Consider the following 26,091-nt stretch of genomic DNA (forward strand, 5'->3'; position numbering starts at 1 on the left):
CGGATGGCCCGAAGCATGTCTGAGTTGATTCTTCATCACTATCCAATGTCACTGTTCGCCGAAAAAGCCCGTCTGATGCTGGGCTTCAAAGGCCTGTCATGGCGCTCGGTCGACATTCCGCCGATCATGCCCAAGCCCGACCTCATGCCCCTCACCGGCGGCTATCGCAAAACACCTGTCCTGCAAGTGGGCGCCGACATCTACTGCGACACCGCGTTGATCGCCCGGCGTCTGGAGCAGGAAAAGTCCTCGCCGACCTTTTACCCGGAAGGTCAGGAGTTCTCCGCAGCGAGCCTGGCAGCGTGGGCGGATTCAGTGCTGTTTCTGCATTCCGTCAGTCTGGTGTTTCAACCGGCCTCCATGGCTGCGCGTTTCGCCAAGGTCCCGCCTGAGGCTGTGAAGGCATTCGTTGCCGACCGCGCCACGTTGTTCGATGGCGGCAGTGCCAATCGCGTTCCGCTGGAAGTGGCGCAGCATCAATGGCCAACACTGATGGCGCGGCTGGAAACCCAGCTTGAGCGCAATGGTGACTTCCTTCTCGGCGCGCCCTCGATTGCAGATTTCTCGGTGGCCCACACCTTATGGTTCCTGAAGCAAACGCCTGTCACTGCCCCGCTCGTGGATGCCTATCCGGCCGTGTTGAGCTGGTACGAGCGCGTCATTGCGTTCGGTCATGGTGCCCCGAGTGAACTGAATTCGGGCGAGGCCGTCGAAATCGCGCGTGCTGCTACGCCTGCAGCGCTGCCTGACGAGGTCTTCACTGACCCCAACGGTTTTACCGTCGGCCAGCAGGTCACCGTGTCTGCGGTTGATTACGGCGTTGACGCAGTGGCGGGAGAGTTGGTATTCAGCGGGCGCGAAGAGATCATCCTGCGCCGCGAAGACGACCGCGCGGGCACCGTGCATGTGCACTTCCCGCGCTTCGGTTTTCAAATCAAGGCCGCCTGAAGACAATCCCGGCTTGTCATGGATGAGCCGGGGCCGTTCAGCTACTGCGCAACGGCCTGGTCTGCAGCGCTGTAGCTGAAAATATCGCCCCCGGCATTGGCAAAATTCAACCGCAGGATCGGAACGTTGTAGCCGGCATTATTCATCTTGACCTGGAAGGCTTGCGCAGCAGCCAGCCCTCCCGCCCTGCTCACGTCATAAAAATAGGCGGCGATGTACTTGGGCATCTGGCTGCCATCGCCATAATTATTCAGCAGTATTTCATTCCAGACATTTTGCAAGGCCGGAAAATCATCCCGCGAGGCGATCATGTTGTTCCAGCCATGCTGACTGTCGATGTTCCATGAACATTGCCTGAATGTCTGCTGGCCAACGCTCTGAAAGTGTTGATCCCATTGGGTTGCGGTGGTGATGCCCATGCCCTCGCAGGAGCCCCACGCATAGGCAGAATTATCATCGTCAGGCTTCGCTGGTGTGGTGGGCGGAGACTGCTTGCCTCGATAGCCGCAGCCCTTATGGCCGTTCGCGGTAGAGGTCGACGCGTCATAGGGATACAGGCAGATAAACCCGGATTCCAGGCCTGGCAAGCCGTGTGCGATGGCGTCAATGCGGTTGCGCAGGATAAAGCCTGCTGGATGGTACAAGCGGGTCTGAATCACCCCTCTGCGTAGCCATGAATAAGAGGTCGCGCCTATCGCGATGGAGGATGGGCTGTAGATCCAGGGATTGAAATTACTGTTGTCCACGGTCCGCAGCGTTACACCGCTGCAATAGTAATGACCGCGCGGCTTGTTGCTGCCGTACTCTCGGCAGTCGGTAGTGGTTTCTTTGTAGTTGGTATTCACATCGGCAAGGACCTGCGCGGGCTTTTGAAGTTGCGCGGCGGGTGTTATCACGGCAGACGTTTGAATGGCGGTCTGAGGCGGTCCCTCAGAGTTTGATGTGTCGTGCGACACGCAGCCTGATAAAGCGATAATCAAATAGGCAGCAAACAGCCTGTTATGGAAAGTGCTCATGGTTCTGCTCCCTGCAAGTGCATTCGCCGCCGCGATCGTCGGACAGCCAAACGAATATCAGTGGTTGAAAAGGTCCTGATGTTTTAAAAGTACACCGCTAAATCGCGTGTTTCTACTGTCAGTTCTGACAGCTGTCCAGTGCGTTAATAAAAGCGTTAGGCATAGTGGCAGTGCCTGGTTTCTTCGCGATAACAGCACATGGCCTTATCGCGAAACACGCTACCGAGTCTCGACTGTCAGCGGCCATCGCGAATGGCAATGAGCTCAATTTCGAAACGATCTAATAATCGTAATGTCCGCAACTACCGTTGGGTTGAGCAGGAAGTTTGAATGGTGTGAGTCAAAGGAGCTGAAAAATGAAACGGATCCAGCAAACGCTTATAGTGCTTTTTCTCTTGGTCTCAGGCTGCGCTACCCAGAATGAACCTGTCCAGCTGGTTGAACAGGGTGGCGTACAGGGAAAACAGTTGGGTGTGCAGACCTCACTGAGTGACGGGCCGGGCATCACCGCGTTAATTAACAAGAATTACAACGAGGACACCACCTCGTGCACCGAGTACGGCAATGGTGCTGCGCGCGGGCTTTACTTCTGCTCGGGCGTGTTGCTGCGTACGACCGATAACGGCAATTTTCCTCCTTGGGAGTCCAGTCCCCTCGCTCTCGATCTCCGTGCCACCTCTTATGCCTGGATTCGACATGATTTGAATACGCGGATTTTATACAAGGGGGCGGGCTTTATATTACTGAGTCCTGCAGATGTTTTAGCCACCGCAGTTCCTGGTATTACCTATCCCACGTTCCCTAACCATAACCCGGTAGTGAAGTGCGTGTACCCTTTCGACGCCTGGACAACCAGAGACGGCACTGACAGGCACTATCTTGGTTGTGACTATGAGAACACGGGTGTGGGAAGTCCTATCGCTGATCGCCCATGGGGAAGTTGTAACGACAAAGAAGGCTATACCTCGGCATCTCAATATGAAGCGCATCTGGCGCGCAACGGATATTTGCATTGGAAACAATGCTCGTGGAATGCCGATAGTTCGCTCTCTTGGCGTCAAATGATCGCTTCGCATAACAAGCTGGTGAATGGTAATCCTTTAGCCTATTGGAATGAAGTCATGCTCTACAATGCCGGGCACACCAGCAGTTTGCCTGGCACAAACGAACTGATGCGCAAATGGATCGTTGCCTTTTTCTATGACGTCCAACGGGCGGGCTCGAAAGGGGTTGCCCAGGCGTTCCAACAGAAAATGGCCGCCACCGGCAAACGCGTTCCCATTTTGAAACTCGACTTCACCGCTGCGCCGGCCAGTCGTTTTCAATACATTGTCGCGGATCAAGTGATGTACCCATAGGCCAGTGACAAACCGCGTTCATTCACATCAGCGCCGCAAGAATCGCATCGGGTGAAAAACCTCTGATCAGCGTGCCATTCACGTCGATCAGAGGAATACCCCTGCCGCCGAGTGCTTCGTATGCCTTGCGTGCGGCCGGATCTTTCTCGATGTCGAATTCGGTGTAGGGAATACCCTTGCTGTCGAGGAAGCGTCGGGTCTGTTTGCAGTAGCCGCACCAGTCGGTGGCATACAGCGTGACCTTGGCATTTGCCTGAACCTGTGCAGGTAAACCGGAGGAGGGATGTACGAAGTTCTCGATCTTGCCCCAGTTCTGGTAAACCACGACCACCAGCATGATCAGCATGAATTTTTTCAGGGTACGGGCCAGCATCTCGGTCAGCGCCTTTTCAACTGATCAGTCAGTTGGGTCGGCAGGCCCTTGATGATCAGCGTGCCTTTCTCTTCGTCGTACTCGATCTTGTCGCCCAGCAGGTGTGCTTCAAAGCTGATCGACAGACCTTCGGCGCGGCCGGTGAAGCGGCGGAACTGATTGAGGGTTCGTTTATCGGCAGGAATCTCGGGCGACAGGCCGTAATCCTTGTTGCGGATGTGATCGTAGAAGGCGCGGGGGCGGTCTTCGTCGATCAGGCCGGACAGCTCTTCCAGCCCCATAGGCTCACCCATCTTGCTCTGGCTGCTGGCGTAATCGACCAGTGTTTTGGTCTTTTCGCGGGCGGAGTCCTCGGGCAGATCTTCACTCTCGACGAAATCACTGAAGGCCTTAAGCAAAGTGCGTGTTTCGCCTGGGCCGTCGACGCCTTCCTGGCAGCCAATGAAGTCGCGGAAGTACTCGGAGACCTTCTTGCCGTTCTTGCCCTTGATGAACGAGATGTACTGCTTGGATGCCTTGTTGTTCTGCCACTCGGAAATGTTGATGCGAGCCGCCAGGTGCAGTTGGCCCAGGTCCAGATGCCGAGAGGGCGTCACATCCAGGGCTTCGTTCACGGCCACGCCTTCGCTGTGGTGCAGCAGCGCGATGGCCAGGTATTCGGTCATGCCCTGCTGGTAGTGAGCAAACAGCACGTGGCCGCCGACCGACAGGTTCGACTCTTCCATCAGCTTCTGCAGGTGCTCGACCGCGATGCGGCTGAACTGGGTGAAATCCTTGCCCTGATCCAGGTATTCCTTCAGCCAGCCACTGAACGGGTGCGCGCCGGACTCGGCATGGAACAAGCCCCAGGCCTTGCCCTGTTTGGCGTTATAGCTCTCGTTAAGGTCCGCCAGCATGTTCTCGATGGCCTGCGACTCGGCGAGCTCCGAGTCCCGGGCGTGGAGCACGGCGGGCGTACCGTCGGGTTTTTTGTCGATCAGGTGGACGATGGCGTGACGGATCGGCATGGATTTCTCGGCGGCTGAAGTGGAACTGAACGGGACCAGACCAGGCCCGTGCGAAAGTCGGCAAGTGTACCGCAGACGGGGGGCGGAACGCTCTGGAAGGGCCGAAAACGCTGACCTGGGCCCATTAATATGACTTTTTTACGCCTCTCGGGCGATAAAGCTGACCAAATGGGTAGGTAGGGGCGGATATTTGCGTTGCGCTGTGCTAGTTTTGCCCGGTCCTGAGCGCCCAAGCGCGCCAGGCGTGCAGTTTGTGGGCGTTCGGCCGAACCAAAGGCCGTTTACAGTATCTACATTTCGCGTCTGTACCACACTCTGCAAACCATTCGAATTTGATAGGGAAGGAACACCACCATGGCTCTGACTAAAGACCAATTGATCGCCGATATCGCAGAAGCAATCGACGCGCCGAAAACCACCGCGCGCAACGCTCTCGACCAATTGGGTCAAATCGTCGCTGACCAACTGGAAAACGGTAGTGAAATCACTCTGCCAGGCATCGGCAAACTGAAAGTCACCGAGCGTCCAGCACGCACTGGCCGCAACCCTTCGACTGGCGCAGCCATCGAAATCGCCGCCAAGAAAGTGGTCAAGTTCGTACCCGCCAAAGTACTGACTGACTCGGTCAACAAGTAAGCGAAAACGCTGCTTGGTTGAGGAAACCGTGTGACGGAGTGATCCGGACACGGTTTTTTTGTGCCTGCGATTCGGTTATCGCTGCAGTCGTTGACGACCTAGACGGGTGAACTCCACCGCTTGGCCCGCCAATCCGCTTGCTGCGCTTTGTCCTGAAAGGTCCAGGCGACGAAGCGGCTCTGTTTCTGACCCTGGCCCATCTCCACCGTCTGGCTCTCAACGGCCCCGGCTTTTTTCAGCGTGCTCTGAATCAGGGGCAGGTTCGAAGCCTTGGACACCAGCGTGCTGAACCACAACACCTGCGCCGCCACCTGAGCACTTTCGCTGATCAACTGCGTCACAAAGCGCGCCTCGCCACCTTCACACCACAGCTCCGCCGCCTGGCCGCCGAAATTCAGCACCGGCAACTTGCGTTTGGGGTCTGCCTTGCCCAAGGCCCTCCATTTGCGCTGGCTGCCGCTTAACGCTTGTTCAGCGGAGGCGTGGAAGGGCGGGTTACACACGCTGATGTCGAAGCGTTCATCGGGCTGCAGCAAGTGGGTCAGGATGTGTTTAGGGTTGAGCTGCTCTCGAAAGCTGATGTTCTTGCTCAAACCGTTGGCTTTGACGATGGTGGTCGCTGAGGCAAGGGCAATCTTGTCGATGTCCGACCCCAGAAATGACCAGCCGTATTCGCCCTGACCGATCAGCGGGTAGATGCAGTTGGCGCCGGTGCCAATATCCAGCGCTGAGACAGAACCGCCGCGCGGGATGATGCCGTCATTGTGCTCCGCCAGCAGGTCCGCCAGAAAGTGCAGGTAATCGGCGCGCCCCGGGATCGGCGGACAGAGGTAGTCCGCCGGAATATCCCAGTGGGCGATACCGTAGAAAGCCTTGAGCAAAGCGCGGTTGAACACCCGCACGGCGGCCGGGTTGGCGAAGTCGATGCTTTCTTTGCCGTAGGGATTGAGGATCACAAACTTGCCCAGTTCGGGGCTGCTTTTGATCAGGCGCGGAAAGTCGTAATGACCCTGATGGCGGTTGCGCGGGTGCAGGGTGGCTTTTTCACGCGGGGCGGAGGGCTTGGGCTGTTGAGCAGGTTTGGCTTTCTTGCCTGGGAGCTTGCGTGGAGGTTTGGTGTGCAGTGGATTTGTCATGGGTATCAATTCAGGTGACAGACACCGCACCCCTGTAGGAGCGCGCTTGCCCGCGATGACGTCGGATTGAACACCGCAGTCCCGAAGATGGACTGATGGCGTCTGGGCTGGCCTCATCGCGGGCAAGCGCGCTCCTACAAAGACTTCGTTGCGACTGCCAGCCCGGTTGCAGGATGGCAGCGCATTTCATTTAGCAGATGGTCCTTACAAACTCGCGATCCGCGCGTGCTGCTCGGCCAGTTTGCCCAGCGCCTGTTCGGCTTCGGCCATCTTCGCGCGTTCCTTGGCGATCACCTCGGGCGGCGCCTTGTCGACGAACGCGGCATTGGACAGCTTGCCGCCAACCCGCTGTACTTCGCCCTGCAGACGCTGGATTTCCTTGTCCAGACGCATCAGTTCGGCGTCCTTGTCGATAAGACCAGCCATCGGCACCAGCACTTCCATCTCACCGACCAGTGCGGTCGCGGACAGTGGTGCTTCGGCGCCGGCTTCCAGCACGGTGAACGACTCCAGCTTTGCCAGCTTCTTCAGCAGGTGCTCGTTCTCGTTCAGGCGGCGCTGGTCTTCGGCGCTGACGTTCTTGAGGAACAATTGCAGCGGCTTGCCCGGGCCGATGTTCATTTCGCCACGGATATTGCGCACGCCGAGCATCAGGCTCTTGAGCCACTCGATGTCGCCTTCGGCCGCGACGTCGATGCGCGCATCGTTCGCCACCGGCCACGGTTGCAGCATGATGGTCTTGCCTTCAACGCCGGCCAGCGGCGCGAGGCGCTGCCAGATTTCTTCGGTGATGAATGGCATGAACGGATGGGCCAGACGCAGTGCGACTTCCAGCACACGCACCAGCGTGCGACGGGTGCCACGCTGACGCTCGATCGGCGCGTTCTCGTCCCACAGAACCGGCTTGGACAGCTCCAGGTACCAGTCGCAATACTGGTTCCAGATGAACTCGTATAGCGCTTGTGCTGCAAGGTCGAAACGGAACTGATCCAGCTGACGGGTCACTTCGGCTTCAGTGCGCTGCAGCTGCGAAATGATCCAGCGATCCGGCAACGAGAGCTCGAACGCTTCGCCGTTCTGACCACAGTCTTCGCCCTTGTCGAGCACGTAACGCGCGGCGTTCCAGATCTTGTTGCAGAAGTTGCGATAGCCTTCGACGCGGCCCATGTCGAACTTGATGTCGCGGCCTGTGGAGGCCAGCGAGCAGAAGGTGAAACGCAGGGCATCGGTGCCGTAGCTGGCGATGCCTTCGGCGAACTCGTCGCGGGTCTGCTTCTCGATCTTCTTGGCCAGCTTGGGCTGCATCATGCCGGAGGTACGCTTCTGCACCAGGGCTTCAAGTTCGATGCCGTCGATGATGTCCAGGGGATCAAGGACGTTGCCCTTGGACTTGGACATCTTCTGGCCCTGGCCATCACGCACCAGACCGTGCACGTAAACGGTCTTGAACGGCACTTGCGCGGTGCCGTCTTCGTTCTTCACCAGATGCATGGTGAGCATGATCATCCGGGCAACCCAGAAGAAAATGATGTCGAAACCGGTCACCAGCACGTCGGTCGGGTGGAAGGTTTTCAGGAAGTCGGTCTGCTCCGGCCAGCCCAGCGTGGAGAACGTCCACAGGCCGGAACTGAACCAGGTGTCGAGCACGTCGTTATCCTGTTGCAGCGCAACGTCTGGACCGAGATTGTGCTTGGCGCGAACCTCGGCTTCGTCGCGGCCTACGTAAACCTTGCCGGACTCGTCGTACCAGGCCGGGATGCGGTGGCCCCACCAGAGCTGACGGCTGATGCACCAGTCCTGAATATCGCGCATCCACGAGAAGTACATGTTCTCGTATTGCTTGGGCACGAAGGCGATGCGGCCGTCTTCAACGGCGGCAATGGCGGGTTCAGCCAGCGGCTTGGTCGACACGTACCACTGATCCGTCAGCCACGGCTCGATGATGGTCCCGGAGCGGTCGCCTTTCGGCACCTTCAATGCGTGGTCGTCAACGCTGACCAACAGGCCGGCGGCGTCGAACGCGGCGACGATCTGCTTGCGTGCCTCGAAGCGGTCGAGGCCGGCGTACTCGGCAGGGAGCGTGCCATCGACGGTGTCGTTCAGCGTGCCATCGAGGTTGAACACCTGTGCAGCGGGCAGAACGGCAGCGTTCTTGTCGAAGATGTTCAGCAGCGGCAGGTTGTGGCGCTTGCCGACGTCGTAGTCGTTGAAGTCGTGGGCCGGGGTGATCTTCACGCAGCCGGTGCCGAATTCAGGGTCGCAGTAGTCGTCCGCGATGATCGGGATACGACGGCCGACCAGCGGCAGCTCGACAAATTTGCCGATCAGCGCCTTGTAACGCTCATCGTTGGGGTTCACGGCGACGGCCGCGTCACCGAGCATGGTTTCCGGACGGGTCGTGGCGACGATCAGATGGTCCAGACCTTCAGCGGTCTTCGCACCATCGGCCAATGGGTAGCGCAGGTTCCACAGATGCCCCTTCTCGTCGTGGTTTTCCACTTCGAGGTCGGAGATCGCGGTGTGCAGCTTGGTGTCCCAGTTGACCAGACGTTTGCCACGGTAGATCAGGCCGTCTTCATGCAGGCGCACGAAGGCTTCTTTAACGGCTTCGGACAAACCGTCGTCCATCGTGAAGCGCTCGCGGCTCCAGTCGACCGACGAGCCGAGGCGACGGATCTGACGGCTGATGTTGCCGCCGGACTGATCCTTCCATTCCCAGACTTTTTCGAGAAATTTGTCGCGACCCAGATCGTGACGGCTCAAGCCTTGGGCTTCGAGCTGACGCTCCACCAGCATTTGCGTGGCGATACCGGCATGATCGGTGCCTGGCTGCCACAGGGTGTTGCGACCCTGCATGCGGCGGAAGCGGATCAGGGCGTCCATGATCGCGTTATTGAAACCGTGGCCCATGTGCAGGCTGCCGGTGACGTTCGGCGGCGGAATCATGATGGTGTACGAGTCGCCCGCGCCTTGCGGAGCGAAATAGTTTTCGGACTCCCAGGTCTGGTACCAGGAAGTTTCGATGGCGTGCGGCTGGTAGGTCTTGTCCATGCGAGGCGGGAACCTGATCTGCTTTGAGTCGGAAAAGCCGACGAGTATAGCTTTTCAAGGCGGCGTCAAGCTACAAGCGGTAGGTCGGGTGCTACGAGCGGTGATGCCCGGAATCGTCGCGGGCATCTGTAGGACTGCGCTTGCCCACGATCCCGGGTCGGGAAAGAGGAAAGGTTCAGCTGTTGTATTGACTCAGCAGCCGTTCCATCCGCGCATCCAGACGGCGTTTGATTTCGTTCTCGATGTGCGGGGCGAAGTCGTCGATCACGTCTTGCATGATCAACTGCGCAGCGGCACGCAATTCCGAGTCCAGGTGCAGCAGCGCTTCAGCGTTCGGCGCCCTGGCGCTCGACGCGTTGCCAGTTGGCGCCGGAGGTGTAATAGCCGCAACCGGCTCGGGCGTGAGCAAGGGAATGTCGTTGACGCTCGCACGATGCTCATCGGGCGTCACGACCTGGCCGCTGACCACGTCGAACAGCAGCGGAATCTGCTCGTCGCTGTGCACGGACTCGGTCAGCAGGGGAGGCTGGGCCGGGTCATCGCCCAGCAACTGGCGAATGGACTCGAGGTCATCCAGCAGGTGCGCTGAATCTTTCAGGTGTTTTGAATTATCCATCGTGTGCTCAAAGACGCTGCAGCCGGTGATCTTGCAGAGGATAGCCCTGTTCGCGGTAGAAGCGAAAACTCTCGCGCGCCGCGAGGCGAATGGCGGGATCCTCGACAACGATCTCGGCGACACGCGCGAATCGTTTGAAAAATTCCGGGATGCGCAGGTCGAGATTGACCAGCAGATCCTGATGTTGGCCGGGGTCGCTGCCGATACCCAGCGCCACGGGAGCGTCCTGATCGTCTTCGACCGCGCCATGGGGAACGAAAGCTTCGCCCCGGAAGCGCCACAGTCGGGCGTCCAGTTCCTCGCGTTGCCCGGCATCGCTGCAATGCAGGTACACCCGATGGCCGAGGCGCCAGGCCTTGTCGGTGAGTTTGCAGGCGAAGTCCAGGCGCGCGACGGGGTCGGCACTCGGCAGAATGTAGAAATCGACTTGGGTCATGGGTGATTCCAGAACGCTGAACGCGCCGACCGGGGAGGCCGGCGCGTTTGCAGCGGCTTAAACGCCAGCGCGGTCGATCAGGTATTGGGTCAGCAGCGGAACCGGACGGCCCGTTGCGCCTTTGTCCTTGCCGCTCAGCCATGCCGTACCGGCGATGTCCAGGTGCGCCCACTCGTAGGCTTTGGCAAAGCGCGAGAGGAAGCAGGCCGCGGTGATGGTGCCGGCTTTCGGGCCGCCGATGTTGGCGATGTCGGCAAACGGGCTGTCCAGTTGCTCTTGATACTCATCGAACAACGGCAGTTGCCAGGCGCGGTCGTCGGCGCGTTTACCAGCTTCCAGCACTTGGCTGATCAACGCGTCGCTGTTGCCCAGCAGGCCCGACGTGTGGCCGCCCAGCGCAACGACGCAAGCGCCGGTCAGGGTAGCGATGTCGATCACGGCTTGTGGCTTGAAGCGCTCGGCGTAGGTCAGCGCATCGCACAGCACCAGACGGCCTTCGGCGTCAGTGTTGAGGATTTCGACGGTCTGGCCGCTCATGGTTTTGACGATGTCGCCCGGGCGCGTGGCGTTGGCACTCGGCATGTTTTCAGCCGCCGCGACGATGCACACCAGATTGATCGGCAGTTGCAGTTCAAGCACAGCGTTCAACGTGCCGAACACGCTCGCGGCGCCGCACATGTCGAACTTCATTTCGTCCATGCCCAGGCCCGGCTTGAGGCTGATGCCGCCGGTGTCAAAGGTGATGCCCTTGCCGACCAGCACGAAAGGCTTTTCGCTCTTCTTGCCGTTGGAATACTGCATGACGATCAGGCGTGGCGGCTGAGCGCTGCCTTGACCGACCGCCAGGAACGACCCCATGCCCAGCTTTTCGATGTCTTTCTCATCGAAGACTTCGACCTTGAGGCCCTTGTTGGCTTTGCCCATCGCCTTGGCCCGCTCGCCCAGATAGGTCGGGTGGCAGATGTTCGGCGGCATGTTGCCCAGGTCGCGGGTGACCGCCATGCCGGCAGCGATGGCCTGTGCGTGTTTGGCCGCACGTTCAACGTCGGCGACGTTGGCCTTGGCGGTCAGCAGGGTGACTTTTTTCAGGGCGCGAGGATCGACTTTCTGGCTCTTGAACCGATCGAAGACGTATTCGCCGTCGGCCAGGGTTTCGACCAGCAGGCGGTTCTTGCCATAGACGTCGCGATGCTTGACGTTCAACTGGTCAAGGTCGAAGCCGGCATCAACGCCACCCAGGCTTTTCAGGGTGCTGAGTGCGCCGCTGATGATTTTGCGGAACTGACGATCGCTCAATTCCGGCTCTTTGCCCGAACCGACCAGCAATACGCGTTCGGCTTTCAGGTTGGGAAGGCTGTGCAGCAACAGGCTCTGGCCGATCTTGCCTGACAGGTCGCCGCGCTTGAGGACTGCGCTGATGGCGCCGCCGCTCAGGGTGTCGAGGGTGCTCGCGGTATCGCTCAGCGTGCGGCCTTCACCGACGGCGACCACCAGCGTGGCGGTCTTCAAGGTTTCTGCACTGACGCTTTTAACAACCAATTCCATGTCGGGGTCCCCGAATAAACTGTGAGTTATCGCACTTGAGCACACGGCTCGGCAGCGGCGCAGAGGTATTTACACCGGCATGCCTGCGGCAAGGCCCGCAGTTTGACCCTGCTAGCCAATGGATGACAACCCCGTCCGGGTGCGCGCGTGTGCCGGTTAAAGAAGTATCCCGCGCGCGCAGTGACAGACACACCCAATCACAGGATAATGCCGCATATTTTTTTGGTGGTTCGCCGTCGCGCGCATCATGGCTGATCCATTTCATTGTCATGCCGCCTTAGCGTGACAACCCTGGAGTGTCTGGTTTGATTGTCTTCCGTTACCTGTCCCGAGAAGTGCTGGTTACCCTGAGCGCTGTCAGTGCTGTGCTGCTGGTAATCATCATGAGCGGCCGCTTCATCAAATACCTGGCCCAGGCTGCATCGGGTGCACTCGATCCGGGTGTCCTGTTTCTGATCATGGGTTTCCGTCTGCCGGGCTTCCTGCAACTGATCCTCCCGCTGGGCTTGTTCCTCGGGATTCTCCTGGCCTATGGCCGGTTGTACCTCGAAAGCGAAATGACCGTACTGGCCGCCACCGGCATGAGCCAGCAACGCCTGCTGCTGATTACCCTCGCGCCCGCCGCGCTGGTTTCACTGCTGGTGGCCTGGCTCAGCTTCAGCCTCGCGCCCCAGGGCGCCACGCAGTTCCAGTTGCTGATCAACAAGCAGGACGCGATGACCGAGTTCGACACGCTGGTGCCGGGCCGTTTCCAGCTTCTGCGTGACGGCAGCCGCGTGACCTATACCGAGACCATGAGCGACGACCGCATCAACCTGGGTGGCGTGTTCATCTCCGAGAAGAAGCTCGACGAGAAGAAAGACCACGGCATCACCGTGCTGGTCGCGGAAAAAGGCCGGCAGGAAATCAAGCCCGATGGCACGCGTTACCTGATTCTGGACAACGGCTATCGCTATGACGGCAACCCCGGTCAGGCCGATTACCGCGCGATCAAATACGATACCTACGGCGCCTTGCTGCCCAAGCCGGACATCAGCGATGAGGTGACCGACCGCGATGCCATCTCCACCGGCGAACTGCTGACTGGCGAAGACACCCTGCGCAACCGGGCCGAGCTGCAATGGCGGGTTTCGCTGCCGATTCTGGTATTCATAGTGACGCTGATGGCGGTGCCGCTGGCTCGGGTCAACCCGCGACAGGGCCGCTTCCTCAAGCTCCTTCCGGCGATTCTTCTTTATATGGCTTATCTCACCATCCTGATTGCTGCGCGCGGTGCGCTGGAGAAAGGCAAGATCCCGATGGGCCTCGGCCTGTGGTGGGTGCATGCGCTGTTCCTGGCCATCGGACTTGCGTTGCTCTACTGGGAGCCGCTGCGCCTGAAGCTTGCGAGTCGCCGCAGCATGTCGGGGGTGGCTCATGGTTAAGCTCGATCGTTACATCGGCAAAAGCGTGTTCATGGCGATCCTCGCGGTACTGGGGATCATCCTCGGGCTGGCCTCGTTGTTCGCCTTCATCGACGAAATGGCTGACATCAGCGACACCTACACCTTCTGGGATGCTGGCAGTTTTGTCGTGATGACGGCGCCGCGCCGGCTCTATGACATGCTGCCGATGGCCGCGCTGATCGGTTGTCTGATCGGTCTCGGCGCATTGGCCAGCAACAGCGAACTGACCATCATGCGTGCCGCCGGTGTGTCGATCGGCCGTATCGTCTGGGCGGTCATGAAACCCATGCTGGTGTTGATGGTGGCCGGGCTATTGATCGGCGAGTACCTGGCGCCGGTGACCGAAGCCTCGGCCCAGGCCGCGCGCTCGCTGGCTCAAGGCACCGGCGACGCGCAGAGCGCCAAACACGGTCTGTGGCACCGCCAGGGTGAGGAGTTCATCCACATCAACACGGTGCAACCCAACGGTCTGCTGTACGGCGTCACCCGTTACCATTTCGACGACCAGCGCCACATGCTGACGTCGAGCTTCGCCAGGCAGGCCAACTTCAAGACCGATTACTGGCTGCTGAAGGACGTCACCACAACGGTCTTCCACGACGGTCGCACCGAAGTGGTCACCGCGCCCGAAGAGCGCTGGGACGTCGCGCTGAGCCCGCAGTTGCTGAGCACAGTGGTGCTGCCGCCTGAGTCGCTGTCGATGACCGGGCTTTATAGCTACGCGCATTATCTGGCCGATCAGGGGTTGAGCAACGGTCGTTACTGGCTGGCGTTCTACACCAAGATTCTCCAGCCGCTGGTGACCGTCGCGCTGGTGCTGATGGCGATTTCCTTCATCTTCGGGCCGTTGCGCTCTGTAACACTGGGGCAGCGAGTTTTCACGGGCGTGCTCGTGGGCTTCACTTTCCGCATCGCTCAGGATCTGCTGGGCCCGTCGAGCCTGGTGTTCGGCTTCTCGCCGCTCTTCGCCGTACTGGTGCCGGCGGGTGTGTGCGCCCTGGCGGGCATCTGGTTGCTGCGTCGCGCGGGCTGATCACGCCGCGTCATGAAAAAGCCGACCTCAGGGTCGGCTTTTTTGTGGGCGCATTGCACAGGAAGGGGCGGCGTCCGCCAGTGTGTTTCTCCACAGAATTTGCCGAGGCTGATAACCAGCGGATGTACACGAAACGCTGTAGGAGCCGGCTTGCTGGCGAACGCGTCGTGTCAGTCGCTGGAATGGCACCGGTTGATCGGTTTCGCCAGCAAGCCGGCTCCTACGGATTTTCGCAGTACCGATAGTGTTCAGCGGTCGCACACTCGCGGCAGGTGCGCTTGCCCGTGACGTTTAGCGCTTTACCTGTCGCTGGCTGACTCTCCCAACTCTGTAGGAGCCGGCTTACTGGCGAACGCGTCGTGTCAGTCGCTGGAAATGGCACCGGTTGATCGATTTCGCCAGCAAGCCGGCTCCTACGGATTTTCGCAGTACCGATACTGTTCAGCGGTCGCACACTCGCGGTAGGCACGCTTGCCCGTGACGTTGAGCGCTTTACCTCTCGCTGGCTGACTCCCCAAACATTGGAGCCGGCTTGCTGGGGAACGCGTCGTGTCAGTCGCTGGAGATGGAACCGGTTGATCGGTTTCGCCAGCAAGCCGGCTGCTACGGACCGTATCTATAAGGTGAACGGTGGCAGTGTCGGCTTTCCCTGGGCGGGCTTACCTCCTTCTGGGCACCCGCACCAGTTGCGTCTCCGAATACAGGTCATGCCAGCAGCGTTGGTGCTTGTCGAACAGGCTCCAGAAGAAACCCAGCCCCGCACACAGCCACGATGCGATGGCGACGACGAAGCGCAGCAGCGCTTGCCACAGGCTGATGGCGGTTCCATCGGCGTTCTGCACGCGTATCCCCCAGACTTGCATGCCCAGCGTCTGGCCCGCGCGGGTCCAGAATGTGGCGAAAAAGCCGAACAGCGTGATCAGCAGAATCGAGGACAGCAGCGGGTCGGCGTCGAGCGCGCCGGATTCGGAGAGCTGGCGCAGCCTGGCTTCGCCGACAAACCCCATCCAGACCAGTTTGTAGATAAAGGTGGTGACCATCATCAGCGCCACGCACAGCAGCGCGTCGTAGCTGATCGCAGCCATGCGCCGGCCCAGTCCCACGGTGGGAAAGTCGCCCTGGGGGCGTAACACCTGCGCGTCATTATTGGCTGAGGTCATGGCAGCGCTCGTTAACACGGGAGCGGACAGTTTACGGAATCGCAAGCATAAAAAAGCCCCTGACGTTGGCCATCAGAGGCTTTTTGCGTCGGCTAATCAGGCTTCAGCTTGTACTTCGTCAGCCTGCATGCCTTTTTGGCCTTGCACCGCGACGAACGTCACTTTCTGGCCTTCTTTCAGGCTTTTGAAGCCGTTGCCTTGGATAGCGCGGAAATGGACGAACAGATCCGGACCGCTTTCGGGCGTGATAAAACCAAAACCTTTTTCATCGTTAAACCACTTAACGGTGCCGCTCTGACGTGTAGACATTTTCTTATTCCCAAGCGCATAAAAATTAATGACAGTCTCTTTCACACGATAGAGTACTGGGCTGGTTGCAGGAAGAAGAAACGTAGAGCGGGATGTAGCATTGCTTTTGGCGCTACTGCCCGGGTCACGATCCCAGCGACCCATGCAAACACAGTCGAGAAACTCTACGCTAACTCTCGCCGAAAAAACAAGCCCCGTTTGGGCCAGTATTCATGGGGGTTTCCGGCTTTTTTGAAAACATTAACCACGCGCGGAGGATCGATAGTTTTTAATGTTTAGAGGGTGATCGAAGTTCAATATTTTGACAGTTCGAATGCACTTAACGCTGGCGCCAGACTGCGGCATCCGCACAGTTTAATGCACTGTTGCGGTGCCGCATTTTTTGACGATGTTACTTAGCCCCGGAAGTAACGTGCCGGAACAAAAGGCATTTTAGTCACTTGCATGGGGACTTTCTTGCCGCGGACGATTGCCCAGACAGGTGTTTCCAGCGCGGTAAAACCGGCGTCGACATAACCCATTGCCAGCGGCGCGCTAAGGGTCGGGCCAAAGCCGCCGCTGCAGACCGTCCCGATGGTCGTTCCCTCGGCGTCGACAATTTCAGCGCCTTCACGCACGGGCGTACGCTCTTGTGGCAACAGGCCTACACGTTTGCGCGCCGCACCGCTTTGGTGCTGGGCGAAGATCTTGTCGGCGCCGGGGAAACCGCCTGCACGCGCACCGTCGGCACGACGCACCTTGGAAATCGCCCACAGCAGGCTGGCTTCGATCGGCGTGGTCTCGGTATTCATGTCATGGCCATAGAGGCAAAGGCCAGCCTCCAGTCGCAGCGAGTCGCGCGCGCCCAAGCCAATCGGCGCCACTTCCGGCTCCGCGAGCAGTCGACGCGCCAGGGACTCTGACTTATCAGCCGGCACCGAAATCTCGTAACCGTCTTCACCGGTGTAGCCCGAGCGGCTGACGTAGCAGTCGAAGCCGTCGATCTTCGTCGAGGTGTACTGCATGAAGGTCATTTTTGCGACTTCCGGCGCCAGCCGCGCCAGTGCGGTGACGGCCTGCGGACCTTGCAGCGCCAGCAGTGCGCGTTTGTCGAACAGCGGGGTAATGTCGCACTGGCTGCCAATGTGTTGCTGCAGGTGCGCCAGGTCTTGGTTCTTGCAGGCGGCGTTGACCACCAGCATGAGCTGATCGTTACCCAGATTGGCGACCATCAAGTCGTCGAGAATGCCGCCGTTTTCGTTGGTGAACATCGCGTAACGCTGCATGCCGACCGGCAGATCGATGATGTCCACCGGCACCAGGGTTTCCAGCGCTTTGGCTGCATTCGCGCCGCTCAACAGGATCTGACCCATGTGCGAAACGTCAAACAACCCGGCTTGGTCGCGGGTGTGCAGGTGTTCTTTCATGACGCCGGCGGGGTACTGAACAGGCATGTCGTAGCCGGCGAACTCGACCATCTTCGCGCCGAGTTCACGGTGCAGGGCGTTGAGCGGGGTCTTCAGTAATTCGGTGGTCATGGGGTCACTCCTTGAAAGCGGTTCCGGGTTCCCCGCGCAGGGCAGGGGACCCTATGATTTTGGGCTGGGATCAGCACTCGATGATGTTCACGGCCAGCCCGCCACGGGCTGTTTCCTTGTATTTGCTTTTCATGTCGGCGCCGGTCTGGCGCATGGTGCGGATCACTTTATCCAGCGAGACAAAGTGCTGGCCGTCGCCGCGCAACGCCATACGCACCGCGTTTATGGCCTTTACCGAACCCATCGCGTTGCGTTCAATGCACGGCACCTGAACAAGGCCGCCAATCGGGTCGCAGGTCAGACCGAGGTTGTGTTCCATGCCGATTTCAGCGGCGTTTTCCACTTGTTGAACGTTGCCGCCCAGAACCTCGCACAGCGCGCCGGCCGCCATGGAGCAGGCCACGCCGACTTCGCCCTGACAGCCGACTTCGGCGCCGGAGATCGACGCGTTCTCTTTATAGAGAATGCCGATAGCCGCCGCCGTGAGCAGGAAGCGCACGACGCCGTCCTCGTTCGCCCCGGTGATGAAGCGCATGTAGTAATGCAGCACCGCCGGGATGATCCCGGCCGCGCCGTTGGTGGGCGCGGTGACCACACGGCCACCGTTGGCGTTTTCTTCGTTGACCGCCAGCGCGTACAGATTGACCCAGTCGAGCACCGACAACGCATCACGCAGCGCGGCTTCCGGGTTGTTGCACAGTTGGCGATGCAGCGCCGCCGCACGCCGTTTGACCTTCAGGCCGCCCGGCAGGATGCCTTCGTTGCGGCAGCCCGCTTCTACGCAGTCCTGCATGACCTGCCAGATGTGCAACAGGCCCTGGCGGGTTTCTGCTTCGGAGCGCCACGCGGCTTCGTTGGCCAGCATCACCTGGCTGATCGAAAGCCCGCTGGCGGTGCAATGCAGCATCAGATCCCGTGCGGTTTTGAAGGGGTACACCAGCCGCGTCTGGTCTTCCACGATGCGGTCTGCGCCAGCGGCTTCCTCATCCACCACGAAACCGCCGCCGACGGAGTAGTACTCGCGGCTGCGGACTTGTAGGCCGGAGGCATCGAAGGCACGGAAAATCATGCCATTGGGGTGATAGGCCAAGGGTTTGCGAATCATCGCCAGGTGATGCTTTTCGATGAATTCGATGCTGTGCTGGCCGAGCAGGTTCAGGCGCTCAGTGCTGCGAATCTGTTGCAGTCGAGCGGCGACGGTTTCGGTGTCGACGGTGTCCGGGTGCTCACCTTCAAGGCCCAGCAGTACGGCTTTGTCGCTGCCGTGGCCTTTGCCGGTGGCGCCGAGTGAGCCGTAAAGCTCGACTTTGACGCAGATGATGGTTTCCAGCAGGCCATCGCGCTGCAAGCCTTCGGCAAATCGCGCCGCTGCTCGCATCGGGCCCACCGTGTGGGAACTGGAGGGACCAATGCCGATCTTGAACAGGTCAAATACGCTCAGCGACATGATGGGGTTCCGGGAGGTGAAGCAGGAGCAAGCAGCAAGCTACAAGCCGCAAGTAAAAGCTGATCGGCTTTCACTTGTAGCTTGCGGCTTGAAGCTTGTGGCTTGGTTAAGCGTAGTCTTCGATGGACGGGCAGGCGCAGATCAGATTGCGGTCGCCGAACACGTTGTCGACGCGACCGACCGGTGGCCAGTATTTGCTCTCGATCAACGACGCCACCGGGTAAACGGCCTGCTCGCGGCTGTAAGGGTGGCTCCATTCACCCACCAGTTCAGCGGCGGTGTGCGGCGCGTTTTTCAGCGGGTTGTCGTCCTTGTCCAGCACGCCGCTTTCGACCGCGCGGATTTCTTCGCGGATCTTGATCATCGCGTCGCAGAAGCGGTCCAGCTCCTCTTTCGATTCGCTTTCGGTCGGCTCGATCATCAACGTGCCTGCGACCGGGAAAGACATGGTCGGCGCGTGGAAGCCGAAGTCGATCAGGCGCTTGGCGACGTCATCAACACTGATGCCGCTGGTTTCCTTCAGCGGACGCAGGTCGAGAATGCATTCGTGGGCGACCAGGCCGTTGCTGCCGGTGTAGAGCACGGGGTAGTGCTCTTCCAGACGGCGGGAAATGTAGTTGGCGTTGAGGATCGCCAGTTGCGAGGCGCGCTTGAGGCCTTCGCCGCCCATCATGCGGATGTACATCCAGGTGATCGGCAAGATGCTCGCGCTGCCGAACGGCGCCGCGCAGACCGCGCCTTCCTTGCGTTCCATTCGGGCGTGACCCGGCATGAAGGCGGCCAGGTGCGATTTCACGCCGATCGGGCCGACGCCCGGGCCGCCGCCGCCGTGGGGGATGCAGAAGGTTTTGTGCAGATTGAGGTGAGACACGTCGCCACCAAACTTGCCCGGTGCGCAGAGGCCGACCATGGCGTTCATGTTGGCGCCGTCGATGTACACCTGGCCGCCGTTGTCATGAACGATGGCGCAGATTTCGCGGATGCCTTCTTCGAACACGCCGTGGGTCGACGGGTAGGTGATCATCAGCGCGGCGAGGTGTTCGCGGTGCTCGATGGCCTTGGCGCGCAGGTCTTCGATATCAACGTTGCCGCGTGCGTCGCAAGCGGTCACGACCACGCGCATACCGGCCATGTTGGCCGTGGCGGGGTTGGTGCCGTGGGCCGATGACGGAATCAGGCAAATGTCGCGACGCTCATCACCGCGGCTCTGATGATAAGCGCGGATCGCCAGGAGGCCCGCGTATTCACCCTGAGAGCCAGCGTTCGGCTGCAGAGAGATCGCGTCATAGCCGGTGGCGGCGCAGAGCATCGCTTCCAGTTCGTCGGTCAGTTGCTGATAACCGGCGCTTTGCTCGGCCGGGGCAAACGGGTGCAGGTTGCCGAATTCGGCCCATGTCACCGGAATCATTTCGCTGGCGGCGTTGAGTTTCATGGTGCACGAGCCCAGCGGGATCATCGTGCGGTCCAGCGCCAAGTCCTTGTCCGCGAGGCGACGCAGGTAGCGCATCAGCTCGGTTTCGGAGTGGTAGCGGTTGAACACTGGGTGGCTGAGTATCGCCGACTGGCGCTTCAGCTCGGCAGGCAGGCGCGTTTCGACGCTGTCTGCCAGCGCGGCGAAATCAGGCCGGGCCTGGCCTTCGCCTGCGAAGAGGGACCACAGCACTTCGACGTCGGCTTGCTTGGTGGTTTCGTCCAGCGAAACGCCCAGGCGCTCGGCGTCTACTTCACGCAAGTTGATCTCGTGAGCGCGCGCTTTGGCGTGCAAATCGGCGGTCTTGGCGCCGGTTTTCAGGGTGATGCTGTCGAAAAAGAACGACTGCTCGGCCTTCAAGCCCAGTTGGGTCAGGCCCTGGGCGAAAATCGCGGTCAGGTGATGTACGCGGTTGGCGATTCGGGTCAGGCCGCGCGGCCCGTGGTACACGGCGTACATGCTGGCGATGTTGGCGAGCAGCACCTGCGCGGTGCAGATGTTGCTGGTGGCCTTCTCGCGACGAATGTGTTGTTCGCGGGTTTGCATGGCCAGACGCAGGGCGGTCTTGCCGAAGCGGTCGATGGACACACCGACCAGTCGGCCGGGCATGTCGCGCTTATAGGCGTCGCGGGTCGAGAAGTAGGCTGCGTGCGGACCACCGAAACCCAGCGGCACGCCGAAGCGCTGCGCACTGCCGATGGCCACGTCAGCGCCAAATTCGCCGGGCGGGGTGAGCAGGGTCAGGGCCAGCAGATCGGCCGCCACGGCGACCAAGGCGTTGGCGGCATGGAAGCGCTCGACCAACTCGCGATAGTCGAACACGTCGCCACTGCTGGCGGGGTATTGCAGCAGCGCGCCGAAGAACTCGCTGACGTCGGTCAGTTGCGCTTCGTCCGCGACGACCACTTCAATGCCCAGCGGCTCGGCGCGGGTTTGCAGCACGTCGAGGGTCTGCGGGTGGCAGTGGGCGGAGGCGAAGAACTTATTGCTGCTTTTGTTCTTGCTCAGGCGTTTGCAGAAGGTCATGGCTTCGGCGGCGGCAGTGGCTTCGTCGAGGAGCGAGGCGTTGGCAATCGGCAGGCCGGTCAGGTCACTGATCAGGGTCTGGAAGTTCAGCAGGGACTCCAGACGGCCTTGGGAAATCTCCGGCTGATACGGCGTGTAAGCGGTGTACCACGCCGGGTTTTCCAGCAGGTTGCGCAGGATCGGCGCCGGCGTGTGGGTGTTGTAGTAACCCTGGCCGATGTACGTCTTGAACAGCTGATTCTTGCCGGCAATCGCTTTGATGTCGGCCAGCGCGTCGGCTTCGCTTTGCCCGGCGGACAAGCCGAGAACGCTGGTGCCCTTGATGGATTCAGGGATGACGCTGGCGGTCAACGCGTCAACGGAGTCATAGCCCAGCATGGTGAGCATGGCTTTTTCGTCAGCGGCACGCGGGCCGATGTGGCGGGCGATGAACTCGTTGGCGGTGCTCAATTCAATACGATCAGTCATTGCGCGCTCCTCAGGCTTCGGCGTTGGCTTTGATCAGACGATCATAGGCGTCTTGGGTCAGCAGTTGGCCGACAGCATCGGGATTGGAAGGAATAAAGCGAAAGAACCAGCCCTGGCCGAGCGGGTCTTCGTTGACCAGTTCGGGGTTGGCGTCCAGCACCGGGTTGGTTTCGACGACGTCGCCATCGAGGGGCATGTACACGCCGCTGGCGGCTTTTACCGATTCGACGGTGGCCGCTTCGGCGCCTTTGTCGTAGGACTGCAGCTCCGGCAGTTGCACGAAAACCACGTCACCCAGTGCGTCCTGCGCAAAGGCGGTGATGCCGACTGTGACGCTGCCGTCAGCTTCGGCGCGCAGCCACTCGTGGTCTTCGGTAAAACGCAACTCGCTCATGAAATCTCCCCAGATGATAAATCGCCCGTTATGCCCGGGCGTGATGGGGGAGTGCATAGCAAGTTTGCGGCCAAGGTGGGGAAGGGCCCTTAAACGTTGGGCTGTGGCGACAGGCGCGGTGGGTGGATTGAAAACGACTGGAACGAAATCAATACGCGACTTGAGGGCATGGGTGGACTGAGCCTAGGGCCGCGGCACCGGGTATCGACGTTGAGCGAGCGGAATGATTTCGATACGGTGTTTCGATATCGTGCCAAGGTTCTTCGTTGAATGCGATTTGTAGGAGCCGGCTTGCTGGCGAACCCGTTGTTGGCGGTCAAAGTATCCGTGGATGTGAGACCCATTCGCCAGCAAACCGTCCTATGGCCATCTGCAAGACCAAGCGGAATATGCAGGCGGCATTGAGCCCAAAGTTCTGCGTACTAAGATTTGCCGGGAATACCGTATTTGCGCAGCCGATGGGCAATTGCGGTATGGGATGTCTGTAATCGCGCGGCCAGTTGGCGGGTTGAGGGGTACTGGCTGTAGAGCTTCTCTAGAAGCGACTTTTCGAAATGCTCGACCGCCGCTTCAAGGCTTTCGATTTCGCCATCACTGCCCCTTGCCACCGAAGTACCGGCGATGTCGAGGTCGCCGATGTCGACCAGCGAGCTGTCGCAGATAGCGGCCGCGCGGAAGATCACGTTCTGCAACTGACGCACGTTGCCCGGCCAGCGATTGCCAAGGAGGGCAGGGTAGGTGGTCGGCGCAAGGCGGCAGACCGGTCGCTGAATCTGCGTGCAGGCCTGCTCCATGAAATAGCGCGCCAGCATCAGGATGTCCTGACCGCGCTCGCGCAACGGCGGCACGTCCAGGTTGAGGACGTTCAGGCGATAGAACAGGTCTTCGCGGAAGGTACCCTCGGCAACCATCTTCTCCAGGTCACGGTGGGTGGCGCTCAGGATGCGTACGTTGACCTTCACCTCCTTGTCGCCGCCGACCCGGCGAAAGCTGCCGTCATTAAGGAAGCGCAGCAGTTTGGCTTGCAGGTACGGCGACATCTCGCCGATCTCGTCGAGAAACACCGTGCCTTTGTTGGCGAGCTCCATCAGGCCCGGTTTGCCGCCCCGCTGCGCACCGGTAAAGGCGCCGGGGGCGTAGCCGAACAGTTCACTTTCAGCGAGGTTCTCCGGCAACGCCGCGCAGTTCAGTGCAAGAAAAGGCGCTCCGTTGCGCGCGCTCACCGCATGACAGGCCCGCGCCACCAGTTCTTTGCCCGTACCGGTTTCGCCCTGAATCAACAGTGGCGCATCCAGTGCCGCGACCCGTTGCGCCCGCGCCTTGAGGGTGCGAATCGGCGCGGAATCGCCCAGCAGCGCGTCGAAACCTTCGGCGTGATCGTGGTGCAGTGCCGACAGGCGTTCGCCGATCCGGCTTGGCAGATAAAGGGTGAGTAGCGCGCCCGCGTCGGTGATCGGTGTGGCGTCCAGCAGCAAGGCCTCGCCATTCAGTGTCACTTCCCGCAGTGGCAGGCGAAAGCCGTTTTCCAGCAGCGCCGCTTGCAGGCCCGCATCGGAAAACAGCTCGCCAATCGACTCGCCCGCCGGTTCCCGGCCATACAACGCCACCAGCGCCGGGTTGGCCAGCAACACATGGCCGGCGCTGTCGAGGGCAAGTACCGGGTCGGTCATTGCCGCCAAGAGTGCGTCCAGTTGCAGATGACGGCGCTGGCCGGGAAGGATGTCGACCAACGTGATCGCTTCCACGCCGCGCACGCGAAACAGCCGGTCCTTGAGTTCTTCAAGCACGTCATGGCTCAGCGTCGGTGCATCGATATAGACGTTGGGCGGCACCATTTCCACGGCATCGAGGTTCAGGTTGCGCGCGCCGAGAATGGCCAGCACTTCCTGGGTGATGCCGACGCGGTCAATGAACGTGACGTGAATGCGCATGGGGAAGGAAAGGGTTCGCGGGAGTGAGGGGGGCGATTATGCCAGTAATCTCACTGCCTATTCCGAGACCGTTGAGCGCGCCTGGTTATTCCAGATGCTCCGGCTTAACCGGATCACCTGACTTCATGTCGAGCTTGTGACGGATGTCTTCGAACATCTGGTCGTATTCCCCGTGCATCGCGTGCAGGTCAGTGGTTCTTGGCAGGCCATGCTTTTCCAGCCTGCGCGAGGCCTCGCTGGCGAAGTTGTAGGCCTTGTCCTTGGGCAGCTCGAATGTTTCGTTGACCGCCTTGCCACTGATCTCGCCTTCCAGGGTGAACTGCATGCCCGGACCCGAATCGGTCTCGCTGACTTCGTAACGGATATGAAGGTCGTAGCCGACGTCGTGTGGCTGCAGAGCGGGGTGGACGATGTGCAGATGACCTGGCTCGAACATAGCGATGGCTCCGGGAAAAGGTGATGGACCTAAGAGGACAGACCGCTGCGGGTCGCCTCGGGTTCAGGCTCATATGCCGCGCGCTGTTTGTGGGACCGGCTTTAGCCGGGAAAGCGTCAGACGCCATACCTCAGTAGAGAGTGTTCAAACCGGCCTCTTCCCGGCTAAAGCCGGTCCTACACCTCACTTTTCCGGCTGAAGGCGCGAAGGCTCGGGCCGTGACCAGATCCACAGATTGACCAGCACCATTCCGGCCACGGCGAAGTAGATCCACCAATTGTGTTTCAGTACCACCAGCATCATAACCGCGCAGATCAGCATGGTGACCGTGGCGCTGATCTTGGCCCTGCGCGCAATCATCTTGCCGTTTCGCCAGTTGCTCAGCATCGGCCCAAACAGCCGATGGTTTTCAAGCCAGGCGCTCAAGCGCGGTGAGCTTCGGGTCGCCGCCCAGGCCGCCAGCAGAATGAATTCGGTGGTGGGCAGGCCCGGAATGAAAATCGCGATGATGCCGATGGTCAGGCTCACGTAGGCGAGAATGCCAAACAGGATGCGGGACAGTTTGCTGCCGGGTGGGGTACTGGTCATGGTCTCGGTAATGCAGAGTGAGCAGGTGTTGCGGGATTTTCAGGTCCCGCAAAAGGCGCTCAGCTTATCAGTGCCGAGCGCAAAAGGCCCGGTGTCAGGCGGGTTCCGCTTCAGACGCTGGAGCGTAGGCGTGTTGCAACAGCACGTTGAAACGTTCGAAGGCCGCCACCGCGCCGCGGTCTATTTCGCGCTCCTGCTCTGCGTTCAGCGGCAGATCGTCAATGATTCTGATAAAGCGCTTCCAGCCTTCGGCGCGACCGCCCGCGGGTTCACCCAGATGACGGGCGCCGAAGGTCTCGCTGAGGTTCAAAGTCTCGGCGCGTTTGATCAGAAACGCGGCGCCCAGCTTCGAGCCCTCCGACACGAACAGCCAGCCCAGCGCTTCGGCGAGGCTCGGCGCTTCGACGGCGCCGGCGACCGGGCCAGGGATGGCAATCTGAAGGTCGAGCAGATCAGCCTTGGCCTGTTCGGCGCGGCATCGATCGGGCAGATCGGCAATCAACGCGATCAACTGCGGGTGCGTGTACAGCGTTTTCAGCTCTTCCTGAAACAGGTATTGGGCGCTGAGGAATCGGCTGTAGCTGGCCAGTGTTTCGAACGGCGCGTTGGCTTTCACCGCTTTGTCCAGTTGTTCATGGGGGGCGTGGGTGATCTGGTTCAGTCGTTGCGAGCGACGAATCGAGTTTTCGGTCATGGGGTCTTCCTTGTAAAAGAGGCGCTTGTTAACAAGAGGAACGAGCGTTG

The 26,091-nt window shown here is 60.1% G+C and carries 23 protein-coding genes; 5 read left to right on the forward strand and 18 right to left on the reverse strand.

Annotated features, from left to right (window positions below):
* The first annotated feature begins 15 nt into the window (after positions 1–15).
* Entirely contained in the window at positions 16–948 is a 933-nt protein-coding gene (locus OKW98_RS06250; protein ID WP_265388397.1) for a glutathione S-transferase family protein, read from the forward strand.
* Positions 949–989: 41 nt separating this feature from the next.
* Here the strand turns inward: OKW98_RS06250 and OKW98_RS06255 are convergent, their stop codons facing one another.
* Positions 990–1,964 carry a hypothetical protein gene (locus tag OKW98_RS06255; protein WP_265388398.1) on the reverse strand — a complete coding sequence of 325 codons (975 nt, stop codon included), beginning with the start codon at positions 1,962–1,964 and terminating at the stop codon, positions 990–992.
* Positions 1,965–2,320: 356 nt separating this feature from the next.
* Here OKW98_RS06255 and OKW98_RS06260 point away from each other — a divergent pair, with 356 nt between their 5' ends.
* Entirely contained in the window at positions 2,321–3,322 is a 1,002-nt protein-coding gene (locus OKW98_RS06260; RefSeq protein WP_265388399.1) for a hypothetical protein, read from the forward strand.
* A 22-nt stretch (positions 3,323–3,344) separates the two neighbouring features.
* On the opposite strand, the gene OKW98_RS06265 is transcribed toward OKW98_RS06260, so the two are convergent.
* Positions 3,345–3,695, reverse strand: coding sequence for a glutaredoxin family protein (locus OKW98_RS06265; RefSeq protein ID WP_265388400.1), 351 nt, complete (start codon positions 3,693–3,695; stop codon positions 3,345–3,347).
* Positions 3,696–3,700: 5 nt separating this feature from the next.
* Positions 3,701–4,702, reverse strand: coding sequence for a nucleoid-associated protein YejK (yejK, locus tag OKW98_RS06270; protein ID WP_265388401.1), 1,002 nt, complete (start codon positions 4,700–4,702; stop codon positions 3,701–3,703).
* A 354-nt stretch (positions 4,703–5,056) separates the two neighbouring features.
* Here yejK and OKW98_RS06275 point away from each other — a divergent pair, with 354 nt between their 5' ends.
* Positions 5,057–5,338 (forward strand): HU family DNA-binding protein, encoded by a 282-nt coding sequence (locus OKW98_RS06275; RefSeq protein ID WP_037014905.1) that lies wholly within the window; start codon positions 5,057–5,059, stop codon positions 5,336–5,338.
* Positions 5,339–5,436: 98 nt separating this feature from the next.
* Here the strand turns inward: OKW98_RS06275 and rlmF are convergent, their stop codons facing one another.
* From rlmF to OKW98_RS06300, 5 genes are all read right to left on the reverse strand, one after another.
* A complete protein-coding gene (gene rlmF, locus OKW98_RS06280) occupies positions 5,437–6,474 on the reverse strand; it encodes a 23S rRNA (adenine(1618)-N(6))-methyltransferase RlmF (RefSeq protein ID WP_265388402.1) in 1,038 nt (345 codons plus the stop codon).
* A gap of 204 nt (positions 6,475–6,678) precedes the next feature.
* Positions 6,679–9,525, reverse strand: coding sequence for a valine--tRNA ligase (locus tag OKW98_RS06285; protein WP_265388403.1), 2,847 nt, complete (start codon positions 9,523–9,525; stop codon positions 6,679–6,681).
* Between the two features lie 175 nt (positions 9,526–9,700).
* Complete coding sequence (locus OKW98_RS06290; protein ID WP_265388404.1) at positions 9,701–10,141, reverse strand: DNA polymerase III subunit chi; 441 nt, start codon at positions 10,139–10,141, stop codon at positions 9,701–9,703.
* Positions 10,142–10,148: 7 nt separating this feature from the next.
* Positions 10,149–10,577 (reverse strand): DNA polymerase III subunit chi, encoded by a 429-nt coding sequence (locus OKW98_RS06295; RefSeq protein ID WP_074884259.1) that lies wholly within the window; start codon positions 10,575–10,577, stop codon positions 10,149–10,151.
* 57 nt (positions 10,578–10,634) lie between these two features.
* Positions 10,635–12,122 carry a leucyl aminopeptidase gene (locus OKW98_RS06300; protein ID WP_265388405.1) on the reverse strand — a complete coding sequence of 496 codons (1,488 nt, stop codon included), beginning with the start codon at positions 12,120–12,122 and terminating at the stop codon, positions 10,635–10,637.
* Between the two features lie 305 nt (positions 12,123–12,427).
* Here OKW98_RS06300 and lptF point away from each other — a divergent pair, with 305 nt between their 5' ends.
* Both lptF and lptG read left to right on the forward strand, forming a co-directional pair.
* Positions 12,428–13,546 (forward strand): LPS export ABC transporter permease LptF, encoded by a 1,119-nt coding sequence (gene lptF / locus OKW98_RS06305; protein ID WP_265388406.1) that lies wholly within the window; start codon positions 12,428–12,430, stop codon positions 13,544–13,546.
* Complete coding sequence (lptG, locus tag OKW98_RS06310) at positions 13,539–14,600, forward strand: LPS export ABC transporter permease LptG (protein WP_265388407.1); 1,062 nt, start codon at positions 13,539–13,541, stop codon at positions 14,598–14,600. Before lptF ends, lptG begins: the two co-directional genes overlap by 8 nt.
* A gap of 659 nt (positions 14,601–15,259) precedes the next feature.
* Here lptG and OKW98_RS06315 read toward each other — a convergent pair.
* The 10 genes from OKW98_RS06315 to OKW98_RS06360 all read right to left on the reverse strand — a co-directional run bounded on the left by OKW98_RS06315 (position 15,260) and on the right by OKW98_RS06360 (position 26,041).
* Entirely contained in the window at positions 15,260–15,760 is a 501-nt protein-coding gene (locus OKW98_RS06315; RefSeq protein ID WP_265388408.1) for an RDD family protein, read from the reverse strand.
* Between the two features lie 96 nt (positions 15,761–15,856).
* Positions 15,857–16,069: a cold-shock protein gene (locus OKW98_RS06320; RefSeq protein WP_003227496.1), complete on the reverse strand. Its 213-nt coding sequence runs from the start codon at positions 16,067–16,069 to the stop codon at positions 15,857–15,859.
* A gap of 395 nt (positions 16,070–16,464) precedes the next feature.
* On the reverse strand, positions 16,465–17,586 hold the full coding sequence (gene gcvT, locus OKW98_RS06325; RefSeq protein ID WP_265388409.1) for a glycine cleavage system aminomethyltransferase GcvT: 1,122 nt from the start codon (positions 17,584–17,586) through the stop codon (positions 16,465–16,467).
* Positions 17,587–17,656: 70 nt separating this feature from the next.
* On the reverse strand, positions 17,657–19,033 hold the full coding sequence (locus OKW98_RS06330) for an L-serine ammonia-lyase (RefSeq protein ID WP_265388410.1): 1,377 nt from the start codon (positions 19,031–19,033) through the stop codon (positions 17,657–17,659).
* Between the two features lie 106 nt (positions 19,034–19,139).
* On the reverse strand, positions 19,140–21,998 hold the full coding sequence (gene gcvP, locus OKW98_RS06335; protein ID WP_265388411.1) for an aminomethyl-transferring glycine dehydrogenase: 2,859 nt from the start codon (positions 21,996–21,998) through the stop codon (positions 19,140–19,142).
* 10 nt (positions 21,999–22,008) lie between these two features.
* Positions 22,009–22,392: a glycine cleavage system protein GcvH gene (gcvH, locus tag OKW98_RS06340; protein ID WP_265388412.1), complete on the reverse strand. Its 384-nt coding sequence runs from the start codon at positions 22,390–22,392 to the stop codon at positions 22,009–22,011.
* A gap of 422 nt (positions 22,393–22,814) precedes the next feature.
* Positions 22,815–24,323, reverse strand: coding sequence for a sigma-54-dependent transcriptional regulator (locus OKW98_RS06345; RefSeq protein WP_265388413.1), 1,509 nt, complete (start codon positions 24,321–24,323; stop codon positions 22,815–22,817).
* Between the two features lie 85 nt (positions 24,324–24,408).
* On the reverse strand, positions 24,409–24,759 hold the full coding sequence (locus OKW98_RS06350) for a DUF5064 family protein (protein WP_265388414.1): 351 nt from the start codon (positions 24,757–24,759) through the stop codon (positions 24,409–24,411).
* Positions 24,760–24,942: 183 nt separating this feature from the next.
* A complete protein-coding gene (locus OKW98_RS06355) occupies positions 24,943–25,347 on the reverse strand; it encodes a YbaN family protein (protein WP_265388415.1) in 405 nt (134 codons plus the stop codon).
* Positions 25,348–25,441: 94 nt separating this feature from the next.
* Positions 25,442–26,041 (reverse strand): biliverdin-producing heme oxygenase, encoded by a 600-nt coding sequence (locus OKW98_RS06360; RefSeq protein WP_265388416.1) that lies wholly within the window; start codon positions 26,039–26,041, stop codon positions 25,442–25,444.
* Positions 26,042–26,091 lie beyond the last annotated feature (50 nt).

Origin of the sequence: Pseudomonas sp. KU26590, assembly GCF_026153515.1 — a bacterium.
GTDB lineage: Bacteria > Pseudomonadota > Gammaproteobacteria > Pseudomonadales > Pseudomonadaceae > Aquipseudomonas.

Excerpts from the sequence above, each read along its gene's own strand:
- OKW98_RS06250 (WP_265388397.1), top strand. The coding sequence starts at position 16 with ATGTCTGAGTTGATTCTTCATCACTATCCAATGTCACTGTTCGCCGAA.
- OKW98_RS06255 (WP_265388398.1), bottom strand. The coding sequence starts at position 1,964 with ATGAGCACTTTCCATAACAGGCTGTTTGCTGCCTATTTGATTATCGCT.
- OKW98_RS06260 (WP_265388399.1), top strand. The coding sequence starts at position 2,321 with ATGAAACGGATCCAGCAAACGCTTATAGTGCTTTTTCTCTTGGTCTCA.
- OKW98_RS06265 (WP_265388400.1), bottom strand. The coding sequence starts at position 3,695 with ATGCTGGCCCGTACCCTGAAAAAATTCATGCTGATCATGCTGGTGGTC.
- yejK (WP_265388401.1), bottom strand. The coding sequence starts at position 4,702 with ATGCCGATCCGTCACGCCATCGTCCACCTGATCGACAAAAAACCCGAC.
- OKW98_RS06275 (WP_037014905.1), top strand. The coding sequence starts at position 5,057 with ATGGCTCTGACTAAAGACCAATTGATCGCCGATATCGCAGAAGCAATC.
- rlmF (WP_265388402.1), bottom strand. The coding sequence starts at position 6,474 with ATGACAAATCCACTGCACACCAAACCTCCACGCAAGCTCCCAGGCAAG.
- OKW98_RS06285 (WP_265388403.1), bottom strand. The coding sequence starts at position 9,525 with ATGGACAAGACCTACCAGCCGCACGCCATCGAAACTTCCTGGTACCAG.
- OKW98_RS06290 (WP_265388404.1), bottom strand. The coding sequence starts at position 10,141 with ATGGATAATTCAAAACACCTGAAAGATTCAGCGCACCTGCTGGATGAC.
- OKW98_RS06295 (WP_074884259.1), bottom strand. The coding sequence starts at position 10,577 with ATGACCCAAGTCGATTTCTACATTCTGCCGAGTGCCGACCCCGTCGCG.
- OKW98_RS06300 (WP_265388405.1), bottom strand. The coding sequence starts at position 12,122 with ATGGAATTGGTTGTTAAAAGCGTCAGTGCAGAAACCTTGAAGACCGCC.
- lptG (WP_265388407.1), top strand. The coding sequence starts at position 13,539 with ATGGTTAAGCTCGATCGTTACATCGGCAAAAGCGTGTTCATGGCGATC.
- OKW98_RS06315 (WP_265388408.1), bottom strand. The coding sequence starts at position 15,760 with ATGACCTCAGCCAATAATGACGCGCAGGTGTTACGCCCCCAGGGCGAC.
- OKW98_RS06320 (WP_003227496.1), bottom strand. The coding sequence starts at position 16,069 with ATGTCTACACGTCAGAGCGGCACCGTTAAGTGGTTTAACGATGAAAAA.
- gcvT (WP_265388409.1), bottom strand. The coding sequence starts at position 17,586 with ATGACCACCGAATTACTGAAGACCCCGCTCAACGCCCTGCACCGTGAA.
- OKW98_RS06330 (WP_265388410.1), bottom strand. The coding sequence starts at position 19,033 with ATGTCGCTGAGCGTATTTGACCTGTTCAAGATCGGCATTGGTCCCTCC.
- gcvP (WP_265388411.1), bottom strand. The coding sequence starts at position 21,998 with ATGACTGATCGTATTGAATTGAGCACCGCCAACGAGTTCATCGCCCGC.
- gcvH (WP_265388412.1), bottom strand. The coding sequence starts at position 22,392 with ATGAGCGAGTTGCGTTTTACCGAAGACCACGAGTGGCTGCGCGCCGAA.
- OKW98_RS06345 (WP_265388413.1), bottom strand. The coding sequence starts at position 24,323 with ATGCGCATTCACGTCACGTTCATTGACCGCGTCGGCATCACCCAGGAA.
- OKW98_RS06350 (WP_265388414.1), bottom strand. The coding sequence starts at position 24,759 with ATGTTCGAGCCAGGTCATCTGCACATCGTCCACCCCGCTCTGCAGCCA.
- OKW98_RS06355 (WP_265388415.1), bottom strand. The coding sequence starts at position 25,347 with ATGACCAGTACCCCACCCGGCAGCAAACTGTCCCGCATCCTGTTTGGC.
- OKW98_RS06360 (WP_265388416.1), bottom strand. The coding sequence starts at position 26,041 with ATGACCGAAAACTCGATTCGTCGCTCGCAACGACTGAACCAGATCACC.